At 37.3% G+C, this 16,968-nt stretch carries 12 protein-coding genes; 4 read left to right on the forward strand and 8 right to left on the reverse strand.

Going from position 1 to position 16,968, the window contains the following annotated elements:
• Positions 1 to 126 precede the first annotated feature (126 nt).
• From JOC48_RS17250 to JOC48_RS17265, 4 genes are all read left to right on the forward strand, one after another.
• Positions 127 to 741: an FMN-binding negative transcriptional regulator gene (locus JOC48_RS17250; protein WP_204501672.1), complete on the forward strand. Its 615-nt coding sequence runs from the start codon at positions 127 to 129 to the stop codon at positions 739 to 741.
• A gap of 95 nt (positions 742 to 836) precedes the next feature.
• Entirely contained in the window at positions 837 to 1,964 is a 1,128-nt protein-coding gene (locus tag JOC48_RS17255) for a trans-sulfuration enzyme family protein (protein ID WP_204501661.1), read from the forward strand.
• 549 nt (positions 1,965 to 2,513) lie between these two features.
• Positions 2,514 to 3,581 carry a Fic family protein gene (locus JOC48_RS17260; protein WP_204501662.1) on the forward strand — a complete coding sequence of 356 codons (1,068 nt, stop codon included), beginning with the start codon at positions 2,514 to 2,516 and terminating at the stop codon, positions 3,579 to 3,581.
• Between the two features lie 135 nt (positions 3,582 to 3,716).
• Positions 3,717 to 4,043, forward strand: coding sequence for a 23S rRNA (pseudouridine(1915)-N(3))-methyltransferase RlmH (locus tag JOC48_RS17265; protein WP_239584449.1), 327 nt, complete (start codon positions 3,717 to 3,719; stop codon positions 4,041 to 4,043).
• A 297-nt stretch (positions 4,044 to 4,340) separates the two neighbouring features.
• Here JOC48_RS17265 and JOC48_RS17270 read toward each other — a convergent pair whose 3' ends face one another.
• From JOC48_RS17270 to JOC48_RS17300, 8 genes are all read right to left on the reverse strand, one after another.
• Entirely contained in the window at positions 4,341 to 6,701 is a 2,361-nt protein-coding gene (locus tag JOC48_RS17270) for a GH36-type glycosyl hydrolase domain-containing protein (protein ID WP_204501663.1), read from the reverse strand.
• Positions 6,702 to 6,716: 15 nt separating this feature from the next.
• Positions 6,717 to 8,261 carry a response regulator gene (locus JOC48_RS17275; RefSeq protein ID WP_204501664.1) on the reverse strand — a complete coding sequence of 515 codons (1,545 nt, stop codon included), beginning with the start codon at positions 8,259 to 8,261 and terminating at the stop codon, positions 6,717 to 6,719.
• Positions 8,262 to 8,327: 66 nt separating this feature from the next.
• Positions 8,328 to 11,453, reverse strand: a complete 3,126-nt coding sequence (locus tag JOC48_RS17280) for a beta-galactosidase (RefSeq protein WP_204501665.1) — start codon at positions 11,451 to 11,453, stop codon at positions 8,328 to 8,330.
• 45 nt (positions 11,454 to 11,498) lie between these two features.
• The gene (locus tag JOC48_RS17285; RefSeq protein WP_239584450.1) at positions 11,499 to 12,398 is read right to left on the reverse strand and encodes a carbohydrate ABC transporter permease; all 900 of its coding nucleotides are present in this window, start codon (positions 12,396 to 12,398) and stop codon (positions 11,499 to 11,501) included.
• Entirely contained in the window at positions 12,395 to 13,279 is an 885-nt protein-coding gene (locus JOC48_RS17290) for a carbohydrate ABC transporter permease (protein WP_204501666.1), read from the reverse strand. The genes JOC48_RS17285 and JOC48_RS17290 overlap by 4 nt, the downstream gene beginning before the upstream one ends.
• A gap of 83 nt (positions 13,280 to 13,362) precedes the next feature.
• On the reverse strand, positions 13,363 to 14,712 hold the full coding sequence (locus JOC48_RS17295) for an ABC transporter substrate-binding protein (protein ID WP_204501667.1): 1,350 nt from the start codon (positions 14,710 to 14,712) through the stop codon (positions 13,363 to 13,365).
• A 118-nt stretch (positions 14,713 to 14,830) separates the two neighbouring features.
• Positions 14,831 to 14,953, reverse strand: coding sequence for a hypothetical protein (locus JOC48_RS21595; protein WP_275580770.1), 123 nt, complete (start codon positions 14,951 to 14,953; stop codon positions 14,831 to 14,833).
• A 54-nt stretch (positions 14,954 to 15,007) separates the two neighbouring features.
• Positions 15,008 to 16,744 (reverse strand): cache domain-containing sensor histidine kinase, encoded by a 1,737-nt coding sequence (locus JOC48_RS17300; protein ID WP_204501668.1) that lies wholly within the window; start codon positions 16,742 to 16,744, stop codon positions 15,008 to 15,010.
• Positions 16,745 to 16,968 lie beyond the last annotated feature (224 nt).

The raw sequence follows: 16,968 nt of genomic DNA on the forward strand, positions 1-16,968 counted from the left end.
TATGTCTCTCCTGACATGCTTTGTTATTTTAAATTGTATCTTTATAAATGTCAGTTTATATCATAATATATTTTATATGAGCGATAATATACTTTCAAACATTAATTAAGATAAGGAGTGATAATGATCTATATTCCAAAGCACTTTGAAATCAAAGATGAAGAAGTGATTTATGAGATTATGAAAGAAAATGGATTTGCTACGCTATTTTCCCAACATCAGGGTCATCCGTATGCGACCCACCTTCCTTTGATTTTAGATAAAGAAAACAGATATTTGTACGGTCACTTTGCAAAACCGAATAAGCAGTGGAAAGATATAGAGGAACAGGAGGTACTTGCCGTTTTTCAGGGGCCGCATTGTTATATCTCGTCTTCCTGGTATGAAACAAATAAAGCTGTTCCGACATGGAATTACATAACAGCTCATGTATACGGAAAGGTCGAAATCATAAACGGGAAAGAAATGATGGATTCCCTTCATCATAAGGTATTGAAATATGAAGATCCAAATAGTTCATATCAATGGGACCAATTGGATGCCCATTTTTTAGATGGACAAGCAAAAGGCATTGTTGGGTTTAAAATCAAAATCGATAAAATCGAAGGAAAGGCAAAGTTGAGTCAAAATCATTCCCCTGTGCGATTAAAGCTTGTTATTTCACAACTTGAACAATCCACAAGTGAGGATGAGAGGGAAATTGCATCTCATATGAAAACTATTCTTAGAAAGAAAGCTTAAAGGTTGAACAAAACTTTTTAAATTATCTCAATTGAAGCAAACAAAGCTCATGGATAACACATCATGACAATAATCTTTGAAAGCGAGGAATATGTATGCGTTTTGAAACAAAAGCCATTCACTCCGGGCGTTCGATTGACAAATCAACGAGCTCAGTCACCATGCCAATCCATCTCTCTACGACATTCGAAAGAGCTCAAGATGGCTCATATCCAAATGAATTCGAATATAGCCGTGAAAGTAATCCCAATCGTCATGCTCTGGAAGACTGCCTCACATCGCTCGAGGATGGGTATGATTGCGTCACATTCGCATCAGGGATGGCAGCAATCACTTCATTAATCGAGGCACTTCCTTCGGATAAACCACGTCGAGTTATTATGCCAAACGATATGTATTTTGGTATTCGTTCCCTTCTTTCGAAAACGGATATTGGATCAAAATTTGACATTGTGATTGTTGATATAACAGATCTTCATGAGGTTGAGAAAGTGATAAAACGTGCACCAACCGGGCTGGTTTGGATGGAGACACCTTCTAATCCACTTCTGAAAGTTATCGATATTGAAGCAGTGGCACAGATAGCACAAGAGGCCGGTGCGTACACCGTTGTTGACAATACGTGGGCTACTCCAGTTCTACAGCGTCCGCTCAACCTTGGAGTTGATTTCTCACTCCATGCTGTGACCAAATATATCGGGGGGCATAGTGATTTAATGATTGGCGCAGCAATCGCAAAATCTGATAGCTCTATGTTGGACAATCTCCGGGCTTGGCAGCATTCAAAAGGTGCTGTGCCTTCTCCATTCGAATGCTGGCTTGCTCTGCGCGGCGTTCAAACGCTTGCCCAGCGTATGGAGACTCACTGTTCAAATACATCGGCAATTGCGGATTTTTTGGAACAGCACCCGAATATCGAAGCCGTTCATTATCCCGGTCTTGATGAACATCCGGGACATCATATTGCAGCACGGCAAATGAGTTCATTCGGCGGTATGTTATCCTTTCAGGTAAAAGGCGGTCAGGATGAGGCAATGGCTGTTGCTGCAAAGGTGCAATTGATTACCCGTGCTACAAGTCTGGGTGGAACGCACAGTCTCATTGAGCACCGTGCTTCAGTTGAAGGGAGCACAACGATGGCTCCGCCTAATCTCCTGCGCCTATCAATCGGACTCGAGCATGTGGATGATCTAAAGGAGGATTTATCTCAGGCGCTGGAATAAGTAAAATGAATCTCTATTCAGAGGTGCTAATTCTTTCTTCCACCTCTGAATACTAGTTGAAGAAGTATTCCCTGACTTTTGGGTAAGGTCATATCTATGTCATTTCACATTAGAGCATTTAAAATTAACAATATGGCAGGTTTGCGGAAGGCTAATTTCAATCCAATTTGTATAACAAGTTCACTTAGGATACCTTACTATTTTACTAATTAAGTACGGTATCCTTGTTTTTTAAAGATTCTAAATAATAACTCCTTATCTAAGACGACTTTAGCTTTCTGCTTTACCACTATTTATGGTAGGCATCACCGTGACATAAGAACTGGAAATAATGTTTTCTATTATTATTGATATATAATTCAATTTTAAGGAACAATTAAAGAAAAATTAGAGAACGAATAGAGAATGATTAAGGAACAAATAAGGAATATTTAAAGACATTTTAAGTACCAATAAGGTATAATTAGTGTAGAAAAAATTTTGTAAAGGATGGGAAATCTATTGTATCATCCGTCGTTTTCATATACTAATATTATGGTTAGAGATTTGATGTCAATTCAACACTCTCGTGCAATAGTTGAAGTAATGCCCATTCCAGCTCATATTGAGCGTGAATTAAAAGAACAAGCAAAGCTTAAAATGACTCATTATTCCACGAGAATTGAAGGAAACAATTTAGACATCGAACAAGTATCGCGTGTGGTCAAACAAAAACAGAATCAAGCACGTATTCCTGCTGAACAGGAAGTACGAAATTATTGGGAAGCTCTTTCCTATTTAACCCGAGAAAAGCAAAAAGGAACTCAAATTACAGAAACTTTTATACAGAAACTCCATTCTATTATTATTCAGCAAGGAGTAGGAAGGAAGCCATTTAAAAGTGAATATAGAGGGCCTACTCCACCTGGTGTTTTATTTGCAGTTTTTGATAATATCAGTGGACAACCAGATTACATACCACCAGAATATTCGGATGTTCCTTCCCTGATGTCAGAATTTGTAGATTGGATAAAAATTGAGAACGAACTGCCTGCTCCAATTAAAGCTGCTATTGCAAGCTATCAGTTTTTAACAATACATCCTTTTGAAGATGGGAACGGAAGAACTGCCCGAGCACTTGCTTCTTACATTTTGTCTTTAGCTGATTATGATGTAAAAGGATTTCATTCTATGGAAGAATATTATGTTGAAGACCTACAAGGATATTATCAAAATTTACAAATGGGGTTTCCCCCCACTTATTATAATGGAAGAAATGCACCTAAAGATCTGGCCCCGTGGATTGAATACTTTGTTCGAATCATGGCCCTTGCATTTGAAAAAGTTGCAAATCTATCAAAACGTTATGCTAATAATGAGATAGATCCTAAGATTAGCCGTCTTGAACCAAATGAAAAAACATTGTTGCGTTATCTAATAGAAAAAAATAGGCCTGTAAAACCAAAAGAAATAGCAGAATTATTTCAAGTTCATTCAAGGACAATCTCTAAATGGTCTAACCAATGGATTGAAAATGGAATTATTCAACCGGCAAGTGGCAACAAACGAGTTACGTCTTATAAACTAGGAGAGAACTTTCAAGATCTAACATTAAATGATCTTGGCTATGCTGAATAATAATTGAAAGCACAAAGCATAAATTTTAATAATTCTTAATATATTTGAGGTTTTGCAGATGAACTTTAAACTTTATATCGTAAGTGCCATATAGAAAAGTTTTATCAAGAAGGAATAAAGGAATATGAAAAGCGTTTGAGTAGGTACTTTAAAATAAAATTACAGAAGTTTAAAAATGAGGAATCACTCTTAAAGAAAATCACCAATAAATATTATAAAATCCTTGTGTCAACTGACAAGGAAGGGATGATTAGCTCTGAGGGTCTTTCGGCGAAAATAGATATCCTTGGTATTTCAGGAAAGTCGGATGTTGTTATTATAATCGGAACAGAGAATATAACTGCTGATGAGATATTTAACAATAGTCCAATGGAAATTGATATTGGATTAAAGACAACGATTATGTTTGAACAGATTTACCGAGCATATCGCATCTTACATAATCAGCCCTACCACAAATAAAAGGTGACCTAATAAAGTCACCTTTTAGCCTTTCATACAGACCGCTTCACTTTGGTTATAACACCATTTTTCATATACAGAACAAACTCTACGTAATAACTAAAATCGATAAATATTTGTTTATGGTTCGGTGTGGTAAGCATCACCCCACCTATTTAACTGGCGGTTCTTTTAATACAAAAGCAGAGGTCATAAAATTTCCCTCTGCATGAGTTAACATTACAGCTTCTTATAAAAATTGATGTTGCACATGTTTGTACCTGAACATAGAATGCACACACTTTCTCTGTTTATCATTTATTTAGCTAACGGAATTTTCACCTTTATGTTATATTCAGAATCGGATTTTAAATCTTTAATGACTCCATCTTCAACATATTCACCATTTAAATAGACTTCTATACTATCAACATTATCTTCTCTCTTTATATCAATTGTGAGTTCTACTCCCCTAAACGAGCGTTGGATAGAAGCCTCCTCCCAATGAGACGGAAGTTGCGGCTTAATGCGAAGACCTTCCTTTGTCCCTTGTAAACCAAATAATCCATCGATTAACGTACGATATACCCATGAGACAGTTCCAGTGTTGAATAGATGACTTGAGCGACCGGCTGTGCGTGGGATTTGACGATAGGAACCACGGTAATAGTTCGGAATAAATACCGGCAATTGTCCGCGTTGTTTAATATCCTCAAGATCAGGTCCCGGAATCATTTTACGAAGGAGACGATATGCATTGTCTTCCTCCCCAGCTGTGTAGAGGGCATAAATATAGAATATCGCGGCGTGATTATACACAGAGCCATTTTCTGCAGAGCCAGGATGCTTTTGCGTTACTCGTCCGACATCGACTCTCATTTTTGTATACGCTGGCGCTAACATCTCAACACCATAAGGAGATTCTAACTGCTCCGTTACGGCTTTTAATAATTTCTCTTTCTTCTCTTTATTAGCCGCACCACTTAAAAGCGCCCATCCTTGGGAATTTAAGAAAATTCTACCTTCCTTATCCTTACTAATTCCAAAGACGACATTATCATCTGTAATTCCACGGGCATACCAGTTGCCATCCCATAAATATTTATTGATGATTTCATTTGATTTGTCAGCCTCTTGCTTGAACTCTTTACCAGTTTCTGCTTGATTAACCGTTTCACAGATATCCGCCCAAATCATAAACGCATAGGCTGAAGCAGTCGTTAACCAACCAGAAACACCTTTTCCTTTATAGCCAACCATGTTCATTGGATCATTCCAATCCCCTTGGTTGATATAATTTAAGCCACGCTCATCTCGATCATTAATCAACCAGTGCATGGCGCGGTTAATATGTTCAAACACCGTTGCTTCTTCCTTGACACCTGAAAATGGAACAATTTCATCTAAAATACCGTAATCATTTGTCTCATCTAAGTAAGCACTTAAACAAATAGGCAACCAAACACAGTGATCAGTGTGAGGGACTTGGTTAATATATTTCAACTCGGCATCCTTATGCAAAATAATTCCATCCGGCATTGCTCCACTCGCTTTTTGTTGACTTAACGCCATCAGAAAAGCGCCTCGTGCAATTTCCGGCTTGATATAGATCATCCCCATATTATCTTGTAAATAGTTACGCGTTTGCGGATCTGTGGACAGACGATTTGTGATCCCATGATAATACACTTGGCGTGGTAACCAATGATTCACAAAATTATCTAACTCGGCATCTGGTGTTTTAATCTGAATGCTCCCTTTACCTTCCGCAATGTAGTTTGCATACTCGATTTCCGCTTGCTCAAACCCATCTTGTATAAAGTACTCCTCACGAATGCGAGCTACATTTTCGTCAGTTTTTGCCGGTCCAAACACAAAGCGATACTCTTCTTCCGCACCAGGGTTTAATTCCAAATTATATTGGAGTACGCCAATCGGCATTTCATATCTTGACTCTCCTTTTGATAGTTTATCTTGTTGTAGAGCAGATGGATTTGTAATCCCACCTTCACCTTCAAATTCCCCCTGGTTCACTTCCCAAGCAACCGGCTTTCGATCGGCTAAAAGGTAGGTCTTATCTTTGAGATTTTTGATCTTATCATAGTCTTGATATTTTTGATAAGGTGTAATCGATGAACAAATAATTCCTTGCAAATCCTCATGATATTCACCTGACTGATTCATCCATGACATATATCCAATCGTAAACGAAGGATAGATACTTATGTTTCGTTTCTTTTCAGATCGATTGGTAACTTTTACACGCCAAAGTTCCATCGCCTCTTTTTTCGGTAAGCTTAAAGTCATTTCAATCAAAATATCCTTATGTTCTACCTTCCAATTGATATTATGTTTCCCTACAGAAAATGTGTACTTTTCAGGAAGCACACGCATCGGTTCATATGGGGCAGAGAACATTTCACCGTTATCCTGGTCTTTTATATAAATAAAACGACCAGGATGATGCGCGTAATAAGGTTGTTCAGGCTGCATAAACGTTTTCGCTTCCAAATTGGGAGCATACGAATATTTGGCCGGTTCTGGTTGCATGAACTGTGCAACCGCATACCCACGGCAATTCACATGAATCATCATCTCATCATTCCATAAATAGCCCGATGCCTTTGGAATCATGGTAGGACTCGTTAATTCAATATTGTTTTCCGTTGCTCTAATCATAGGATTCCCTCATTTCTACTCTTTTCGGTATTCCCTTGGACTTTTGCCTGTGTACTTTTTGAATGTATATGAAAAATACTTATAGTCGTTATAGCCTACTTTCTCTGCAATTTCAGCGGTTTTGGCTTTTCGATCTTGTTTAAGCAATCCTTTTGCTTTGACAATTCGATAATGATTCATCCAATCGACAAAGGTTTGATTCGTTTCTTCTTTAAAAATTCTGCTAAAATAATTTGGCGTAACGTAGGTAATTTTCGATATATGATCTAACGTAATGGGCACGTGATAGTGCTCCTGCACATATTCCATTGCTGCTTTGACAATATATTGATACTTCTTGTTTTTGGATTGTTCGATTCGCTCAATATAACCATAGTATTTGTCTTCAAACCAAGCCTTCATATCGTTTATCGTTTTATATTTGTTAATATCATCAATGACTTCCGATTCTAGCTTCCCTATTCCCAAATCTAATAGAGCTTGTTCTGAAGCGATTAAATAGCGTATACAGAGGGCCTTTACTTCCGTGTAAGATACAGCCTTCTCCATTATTTCCTCAAACAATTGATCTACTAACTTTCTAATTTCCTGTTTGTTTGTCAGTTTTAATGCTTCAATGAAGGCTTGGTTCAACTCACTTGAATATAATACGTCCTCCGTCACTTCGTTTAGAGCTTCTTGGTAGAATAAGAGGACATTTTCGCCCCGATACATTTTCTCTTGTAAGGCAGAATGTGCTTCCAGATAAGAATCCTGAATTGATTCAAAGGCTTTATAAACATATCCAAAGGCAATCGTCACGGTATCCTTCATTTCTTGAAAAATGAGTTCTTGAACATGCTTATACGTCTTAATGATCATCTTTTTATTTTGTTGTTCTAGATTCATTAAACAAATGAGTTGACTACCTTGCCAATCGCCTAGGATTGCACCCACTTTTTCTTCTAACATTTCATTTATATCATGAAAAATCTTGAACTTATCTTGTTCGTTTATATCATAATTATCAATCTCGACCAGACAAACTTGATAAAATGGTCCCCGAATCGATAAATCTAACGGTTGAGCCTGGGTCTCAGCCTCTTCCTGTGTACATTGGTTGGTTACAATTCTCTTAATCAACTTTCCTTGTACAATAGGCTTCAACTGATCATATTGCTTTTTTGCCTCATTCTCACTTTTTTCAACTTCAATTTGCTCTTTTAGTTTCACAAAGAGCTTGATCAATTCTTCCGATCCAACGGGCTTTAATAGAAAATCCTCTACCTTTAGCTTTAGCGCTTGTTTGGCATAGTCAAAATCATCATACCCTGACAAAATAACAATCTTGATATGAGGATAATTTTCACGGATTTCCCTTGTTAATCCTAATCCATCTAACACCGGCATACGGATATCTGTTAAAACAATATCAGGTTCAAATTCACTTATTTTCGTTAAGGCCTCAACGCCATTTTTAGCTTCCCCAACAACTTCAACGCCATATTCTGCCCAATTGATCGACAACTTGATCCCTTTACGTATAATCGCTTCATCATCGACTATCATAATTTTTATCATGAGGTTCCCTCCAAGCAAGTCAACTCTGTCCTTATTATAGCCAATGACTGCTTTAGTGTACAAATACTAGGGGGTCGTTACATTCACCTCATCAGGGCGATAAACAGCGGTGACTATTCCATTGCGATTGGTCGCAAACATGACGGTACGATCGCTTTCTACTGTAAACTCGTATACCTTATTCGTTTTTTTATCTTTAATCGTAAGCTCATTATCAAACGAATCTTCGGAAACGAAGACAAACAGACTTCCACCTTCAAAATCGACTCTTCGACCATATACACCGGCTAATTCATACCCTTTGATCCACTCGAGTCCTGATTGGACATCTGCGGTTTTCAATGCCTTTTGATAAACACCTTTTAACGGTTCATCGTTGTTATTTAACTCAATTGGCAGTGAACACCACAAGACCTTCCCTTTTCCTACTTCCTTCATCAACAATTTGGAACCTGTTTGTTCATGGCGAGATCCCTCCACCAAGACTTCCTTTTCAAGTTCCGCTAATCTATTTTTCCCAAATGTTACAGATAACTGCTGATCCGTTAAAAAGGATACAGGATATTCAACACCGTCGACCTCAATCCGTTCTTCCCTAACAATATTGCTGGGTTTTGTCTTCCCAAAAAGTTCTGTTCTCGGTCTGTGCCGCCAGTAAGGATCTAAGTTTAATGGTCCAGTCCACAAGAGCGTTCCACCATGAACTTCGATATGCTTCATCAGCTTTTCAAAAGCATCGGTTTCGAAATTATGGGCACTTGGGACAATAATTAATTTTGGTGGATGCTCTGCTAAAGTATCTAAATGATACTCACTCAATCCACGGAAAGGTACGCGTAGATGGTAGTTCATAACTCGTGTTAACTTTGCAGTCGACGCAAAGGCAACATCTCTATTAGAAAAGTCATTCGAATATGGATAAATTACTGCCACATCTTCCAGCTTACGTCCTTTAAAAAGGTCTCGTATTTTCGGAATAAAAGCCCCAAAATCATAAGATACATCTGTTTCTAATTTTTCCGTTTGATCGGACCGAATAGCTCCAATATTGGATTCGTTAATATTGTCCATGTAATGGTTCGTATTCCAAAGCCACTGGACAGCACCCGCTCCACCTGTTGCGAAGGAGTACGCGTATTTCCGTTCAAGAATCGATTTCAATTCCTTCTCAGATCGCTTCGATCTTCCATCTGGTCGTTCCACATGCATAATGCCTGTTTCCTGAACAACATTTGGTTTGTGTGGATCTTTTGTAAAAATGCCATCCCAAACCAGGTGGTCCATCAGCCACCAAGAATGAACGGTTGTATAGTCAACAGCTTCTGCGTAAAAGAATGGCGATGGACGCTTCCCTCCCAACGCTTCATCTTGCCCAACCGTTACAAGCTGATTTGGAGCAATCTTTTTAATCGTTTGCGTTAATTGGCGCGCCCAACGATTATGCATTTCCATAGAAAATAAACTATAATCAAGCCAACGGTTGCCTTTCATATCTTGCTTTTCCGTTGTTTTAAAGTTAATCTCTTCTTGTTTCGGTAATTCGATTGATTCGAAACTCGGAAGTTCATCCGGTGTCATGTTCCAATGCTCTTGTAAAACACGAATGTTTTTATGACGATTTTTCAACCATTCAATAAAAGCTTCTCGTTCGAAATGATCGCCGCTGGTGTGTGCACCTTGAAAGATTTTCTTCGGATTAAACATTGATGGTTCGTTAATCAAATCCCATTGAATATTAGTCGTTTCTTTATGACGGGATACAACCCCAGCAATGAAACGCTTTTGCGCATTTACACTTCTTGGATCTAAATATGGGTTTTCTCCTTCCCACGTTTCCGGAGTAAAAGAGAAAAAGTTAAAAGTCACTTCTAAATCATGTCGTTTGGCCGTTAAAATAAAGGCGTCGATTCCACGTAATACTTCTTCGTACGCATGACCATCGACAAACATAACACTTTTCCAAGCCGTCCATAATCCTGTTCGGATATAGTTAATTCCAGCCTTTTTCATTTGCCGCATATCTCGGTCCCAAGCCGATACATTCGGTAAAAACAGATATTTACGCGCAACATCTGAAGTCATGTAGGTCATACCTACGATTGGAAACGGTCGCTCGTCCTTCACAAAATAATCCCGTTCGCACGCTAAGGCACTTCCTTCCTTAAGCAGATCTTGATCAAATCCCCAAAATCCATGATGGAAAATTCGGCACTCTCCATCCTCATCAATTGCTTTACATGTTAAATGGTAATAACCAGTCTTCACCTGGTGTGTAATTGAAAATTGTTGATACTCAATTTCATCTGAAGCAGGTAAGCTCACTTGCGATGACCAAACTTCTACACCCGAATCCGCCACCAATGAAAGCTGGAAAGTCCAGTTTTGTTTAAGTGAGTTTTCCTGCTGTAAGGCTTGAGTTTGAATGCTTAATCGAGGCTGTTCACCAGGATGATAAGACGCATAATTGGTTTTCACCCAGATTTCTGTTACACCTTTTAAGCAGAATTTCCCCCATTTTTGTAGAGCTTCTACGCCCCCATTATTCCAAAATTCATCTGTAATTTCTTGATTTAAAAAAATCCATCTTCCACCTGTAAATTGTCCTTTAGTATGCTCTAACAAAACCATTGGGGCTGCAGCTTCACGTCCATTTTTACTAATCCCTTTAAGGAGAGGATAAAAATGGGCATCCATTGGCCCCCCTGATCCATTTTCATTTGGATAGTCCTTCTTTCGTGTCACGTGTAGAGTAAATGAATAAGTGGGCTTCACTTCTAGCAATATCTCATCTTGATCAACGACTGGAAACGTATCATTGGAAACATAATGATCGATTCGCTCCACATCCACTTCATGCGTCTCATGAATATCTAGTTGCTGATGATAAGCGTTTTGTTCAATTTCCTCGCACCATTCGCCATCCTTTTTATAAACAGGAATCTTAAATGGTGCTCCACCAACGTGAACCAGACCTCTACCTTTTTTCACAAAAGAAAAAATGGCAGGCCAAGCTGCCTTTGGAAAATAGGGGCCGTGTAAGTTGATGAAACTATCAGCCTCCCCTAATTCTTGCTCTAATGTATCAGCATCCGCAATCACAAACGTCTGCTGTAATTTTTCAATTTGTTGTTTGCTTGGACGATCTCCAGGATATGGAAAGGCGTCATCATAAAATACAACGATGGTTGACATGCTTTTCCTCCCTCTATAAGATTAGAATATCTTCAAAATGCTCCTTTAACTTTTGATAGCCCCAGCAGCCATCCCTTTAATAATTTGTTTATTAGCAACTAAATACACAATAACTACTGGTAAAATAGCAATTACAAGAGCTGCCATCAATTGTGGATAATTTACTGTAAATGAACTTGTAAAGTTAGCAAGGCCAACAGGAATGGTTCGAAGATTTTGATCATTAATCAGTACTAGCGCGAACGGAAACTCATTCCACGTGTGTAAGAAGCTTAAAACCAAAGCCGTTGCCAATACTGGCTTACAAATCGGTAAGATAATATAAAACATCGTTTTCAACATAGAACTTCCATCAATATAGGCCGCTTCCTCTAGCTCTTTTGGAATCGTACGAATAAAGTTTTCAATCAAGAAAATAACTATCGGTAGGTTAAACGCAACATTTGGAAAAATCAATGTATACCATTTGTTCGCGATGTTTACAGAATTAAATAGAGCAAAGATTGGAATAAGTAAACTATGAATTGGAATTAACATTCCTAATAAGAAAAGTGTATAAACGATAGCTCTTCCTTTAAAAGTAAAGCGGGATAACACGTAAGCTGTCACAAATCCAAGAACTAATGTCAACACAACAGAGATGACCGTGACATACGTACTATTAAATAGCAATGTTCCCATATTCGTGATTTCTATAGCATCAATAAAGTTTTGAAAATGAAATTGTGTTGGTAAAGAAATAATGTTTAAGCTAAATTCCTTTTGCGTTTTAAGAGACGAATAGGCAACCCAAATGATTGGAAATAAACAAGTAGCTGATAATAAAAATAGAAAAACATTTAGAATAAGGGATGCAGTTCTTTTAATCCCATTACTTGTTTTAACTTTCTTTAGATTAGGATTAGTTTGTTTAGTTTGTTTGTCAACAACAGTTGTCGTATTCAAGATTGATTACCTCCAAGTAACTTTCTACTTAAACCAATGATCGTCAAGCTAATCACTAACATCCCGATCGAAATTGCACTACCATACCCCATTTGCATACGATCGAAGGACATAGTATAAGCATATAAAGACATCAGCATGGAACTATTACCTGGCCCTCCACCAGTCATAACAAAAATGTGATCAAAGGCTTTCATATTCCCGGCAATACATAGCATGAGCGCAACCAAGAATGTCCCATTTAGCATAGGTATAGTGATATGGATTGTTTTTTTCCAGCCACTTGCCCCATCAATTTCAGCAGCTTCAAATAGCGACTGTGGAATGGATTGTAAGGAAGCTAAGAAAATAATCATATATAACCCGATATACTGCCAAATAATTGGAGCAGTAACACTATACATGACATACTTTGGATCATCTAACCAAGGAACAATTAAATTATCTAAGTTAAAGGATTGTAAAACCCAATTTAAGATACCTACATCTTTATTATAAATAATTGACCAAATAAATCCGATAACAACCGCAGAAACAACAACAGGGAAAAAGATAGAGATACGGTGAAAACTTTGGAATTTTGCTAGCTTAGAATTTACAAAGATGGCGAGTAAAAAGCCGATTCCGATTTGTCCTAAAATACAAAGCACCACAAATAACATCGTGTGTTGGAATGAACCCCAAAACTCATCATCATGGATTAATCGACTATAATTATCTAAACCTACAAAGTTATTAAGGGGACCACCCATCCATTTATAGAAACTATAACGAATAGAATTGAATAAAGGAATAATAACAACAAACCCATATAGCAAAATAGTCGGGAGCAGTAATCCCCAGATCACGTACCACTTTGGTCTTAACGCTGAACTTTTCATAATATATCACGCCTTTCCTTGGAACGCTAAAGTAGAAAGAAAGAATATTGATAGCCATCTATCAATATTCTTCTTTATTCTACTTATTGGTCAGATTCCAATGCATCTTGGATTTCTTCTGCAACTTGTTCAGGTGTTTTCACACCAATTGTGATTTCTTGTAAACCAGTGTTAATTGCATCCACTGGAGTTGGTGATAATTTCATGTCATATACAGGAGTGAAATTACTCTTCTCTGTTAATTCGAAGTATTCTTGAGTTAACTTTGGAAGTTTGCTATTATCAAACTCTTCTGTTACATATACAGGGAAACCACTATTTTCTTTTAATGTTTCCGCATAACCTTTGCCAGTTAATGCTTCGATTAGCTCAAGAACAAGCTCATTTTTCTCATCTGATAATTTAGGATTGATAGTATAACCATATGATGTTCCACCAGATACTGCGTTCGCATTTCCATTTCCACCTTCAACAGCTGGAAGTAGAGCTAAATGCGTCGAAGCCAACACATCCTCTGGCGCGTCATTGACAACTGCTGATACCGCCCAAGCTCCTTCAAAGAACATCGCTGCCTTTTTGTTATAGAACATTGTACGTTGAGCTGAATTGTTAATACTATTCATATCAGTATTGAAAGCACCCATCTCAGTAAGTGTTTTCACTTCTTCTAAGGCGTTTACGAATTCTGGATCAGTGAATTTCGCGCCTTCACCATCACGTGCACTATAGAACCAATCAGAACCTGTAAAACGGTCACCGAATGTGCTTAAGAAACAAGATTGTAATACCCACTTATCTTTGTTACCTAATGCAATTGGAGTGTACCCAGCATCTTTGATTTTTATGATAGCGTCCTTGAAGTCAGCCCATGTTTTAGGGAATTCCTTCACACCTGCTTCTTTAAAAATATCTTCGTTATAGAAAATTAGTGATGTTGCTTTCATATCACTTGGAATCCCATAGATGTTCCCGTTATAAGTCATATCAGCGAAAGCATCATTCATAAAGTTCTCTGTCCAGTCTGCCTTGTTTTCAATCGTATCGTTTAACGGTTCAATTAAACCGTTTTCAGAGAAATTCGGAAGAAAGCTTCCTTCTAATAAGTAAACATCTGGAAGTTCATTTGCTGCTGCTAATGTTTTAATTTTTGTACGGTAGTCGTCAGAGGTATACCCTTCATCTTTTACAACTACATTTGGATGATCTTTTTTGAACTGTTCTAACTGAGCATAGAATGCTTTACCTTCTGCCTGGTTAATCTCAGCTTTTGGTGTATTATGGATAAAACTGATGGTAATTTTTTCATCCCCACCAGACTTACTATCAGATCCATTGGATTCGTCCGCCGTTTCCGCTGAACTTGAACACCCTGTAATGAATACGCTTACGAACAGGACTAAAATAAAAGATAAAATACCTAATTTTCTTTTCATAACTTACGTACCTCCTTAATGATTTCGCTTTCAAGACTGTTTTTTAAAAGCTTAATTAGATTATAAGGTTCAGCGGCGAGGTGAAAATAGGGGCTAAACTATAAAAATATCAGAAATCTTATCCTTCTTTGAAGATTAGATTTGATAGCGGATTCATGTTAGTTATTAAATGAAACAATTCATCTTTATTGTCTTTGTACGGTTCAGTGACAACGCCATAAATCATTACAGGATAAGCCACAAGATAGAAGCTTTAAAGATTTTCCCGACATGTTTGTTCCTAACAAAAACAAGTTTATTTCATAATTGGTTGCCTTACCGTGACCTTGGTTCCCTTCTCATCATAATGCTCGAAGCTAATTCCATATTGGTCACCATAAGAAAGCTGAATCCTTTGATGAACATTTTTTATCCCATATCCCCCCTTATTCGAAATCTCTTCGTTTAAAACTTTGTTGATGTTTTCTAGGTCAATCCCCACTCCATCATCGATCACTTCAAACACTAATTTATTTTTTTCTTTCTTGACGTTAATATCAATTTTTCCTGTATCTCCTGTCGCCTTAATGCCATGATAGATAGCATTTTCAACCAATGGCTGAAGAATTAACTTAATGGTTTTACAAGATAAGACATCTTCATCGACGTTAAGATTAAAAGTAATAATTTCCTCATATCGAACTTTTTGAATCATAATATAGTTTTCTAAATGACGAATTTCTTCTTGAACCGTCGTCAGCTCTTGTCCACGGTTTAAACTTAAACGGAAAAGGTTTGAAAGAGCTTGAACAAGTTTACTTGATTCATATGCTTTTTCTATACGGGCCATCCAATAAATCGTATCCAGTGTATTGTAAAGAAAATGAGGGTTTATTTGTGCTTGTAAAGCTTTAAACTCTGCTTCTTGATGATTCATCTTTGCGATGTAAACCTTATCGATTAGTTCTTTCAGCCGTAAAGACATGTGATTAAAGCTTTTACCTAATAAAGTGATTTCATCATTACTTTTAGATTGGAACGTATGATTAAACTCCCCTTTTTCCACATCCGCCATTAATCCTTGTAGCTGTTTAAGTGGTCCTAATACACGGGACGTAAAAAATACAGTTAAAATAGCACATAGTAAAAAACTGAACACAATGACAGCTAAAGTGATTTTTTTAACAACCTTATTTTCTTTAATCAACTCATGTAATAGAACGACATTAACTAAGGTAAACGGGAATCCGTTCAAATGATAATAGGTAATTAAATGGGGTTCCCCATCAATTTTCATTTCATAAAAGCCATTACTTTGATCGGAATCGATTTTCTCTATCAGATCTTGACTTATCTTTTCACCAATTTCCTCGGACTTATCACTTGAAATAATCTCATGATTCTGACCTAACATCATAAAACGACTGTTTTCCTCTAATTCATTCTCCATATAAAACTTGGCAAAGGACTCTTCTGATATGTCAACCTTCAAGATAGCAAGATCATCTTCAAGATGGTGGATGTTATTATAAAGGCGCATCAACGAAATGACATGCTTTACGGAACCATTGTAATCAACAACCTTATCCACTCCCCACACTTTTCCACCATTTTCTGCAATGATCTTATCCTCTAACTCTGGAGATATCGAATCTTTTCGGCCACTCGTATCTAGAGAAATCCCGTTAAAACTTTTAATATAGATAGAATCCACAAAGGAAAGAGAGCCAAATTGTGAAGTGATAGACTGTTCAACCAATACCTTTTGACGCCTGATCACATCTTCTGGTTCATGATAATTCAACTTCAAGAAATCACGAATTTCTTGATTTTGAATTAAATTTAACGAAACATTGTTGATGTCATCTAAAATAAATTCCATATTGTGCCCAATTTGAGTAACTGTATTAAGATTCGAATTACTCACCTTTTCCTGAATTACTAGGGAAGAATTTTGATACGACACGAATCCCACTAATAATACAGCAAAAAGCACAATAGCAAACGTAAACCCTAAAACCTTATATCTTAAACTAAAAAACTTTTTTCGCATTATAAATCACCTGTTTATTGTTTGATTAGATATAACCTACTATATTCGATGAAAATATAATTGTCCAAATTGTTCATACTATGAACACCTGCCAATCGACTCTGAACTTGAACCCTATAAAATGTGCGCGTGCCTAGTGTAGTAAATAGGTTCAAATAAAGAAAAATAACCACCATTTTCAGTGTAAAATGGAAGTACCTATCACAGAACTTCCAAATAACCCC

This window comes from Aquibacillus albus (assembly GCF_016908325.1).
In the GTDB taxonomy this organism is placed as follows: Bacteria; Bacillota; Bacilli; order Bacillales; family Amphibacillaceae; genus Aquibacillus_A; species Aquibacillus_A albus.

Excerpts from the sequence above, each read along its gene's own strand:
- JOC48_RS17295 (WP_204501667.1), bottom strand. The coding sequence starts at position 14,712 with ATGAAAAGAAAATTAGGTATTTTATCTTTTATTTTAGTCCTGTTCGTA.
- JOC48_RS17270 (WP_204501663.1), bottom strand. The coding sequence starts at position 6,701 with ATGATTAGAGCAACGGAAAACAATATTGAATTAACGAGTCCTACCATG.
- JOC48_RS17255 (WP_204501661.1), top strand. The coding sequence starts at position 837 with ATGCGTTTTGAAACAAAAGCCATTCACTCCGGGCGTTCGATTGACAAA.
- JOC48_RS17290 (WP_204501666.1), bottom strand. The coding sequence starts at position 13,279 with ATGAAAAGTTCAGCGTTAAGACCAAAGTGGTACGTGATCTGGGGATTA.
- JOC48_RS17300 (WP_204501668.1), bottom strand. The coding sequence starts at position 16,744 with ATGCGAAAAAAGTTTTTTAGTTTAAGATATAAGGTTTTAGGGTTTACG.
- JOC48_RS17280 (WP_204501665.1), bottom strand. The coding sequence starts at position 11,453 with ATGTCAACCATCGTTGTATTTTATGATGACGCCTTTCCATATCCTGGA.
- JOC48_RS17260 (WP_204501662.1), top strand. The coding sequence starts at position 2,514 with ATGTCAATTCAACACTCTCGTGCAATAGTTGAAGTAATGCCCATTCCA.
- JOC48_RS17275 (WP_204501664.1), bottom strand. The coding sequence starts at position 8,261 with ATGATAAAAATTATGATAGTCGATGATGAAGCGATTATACGTAAAGGG.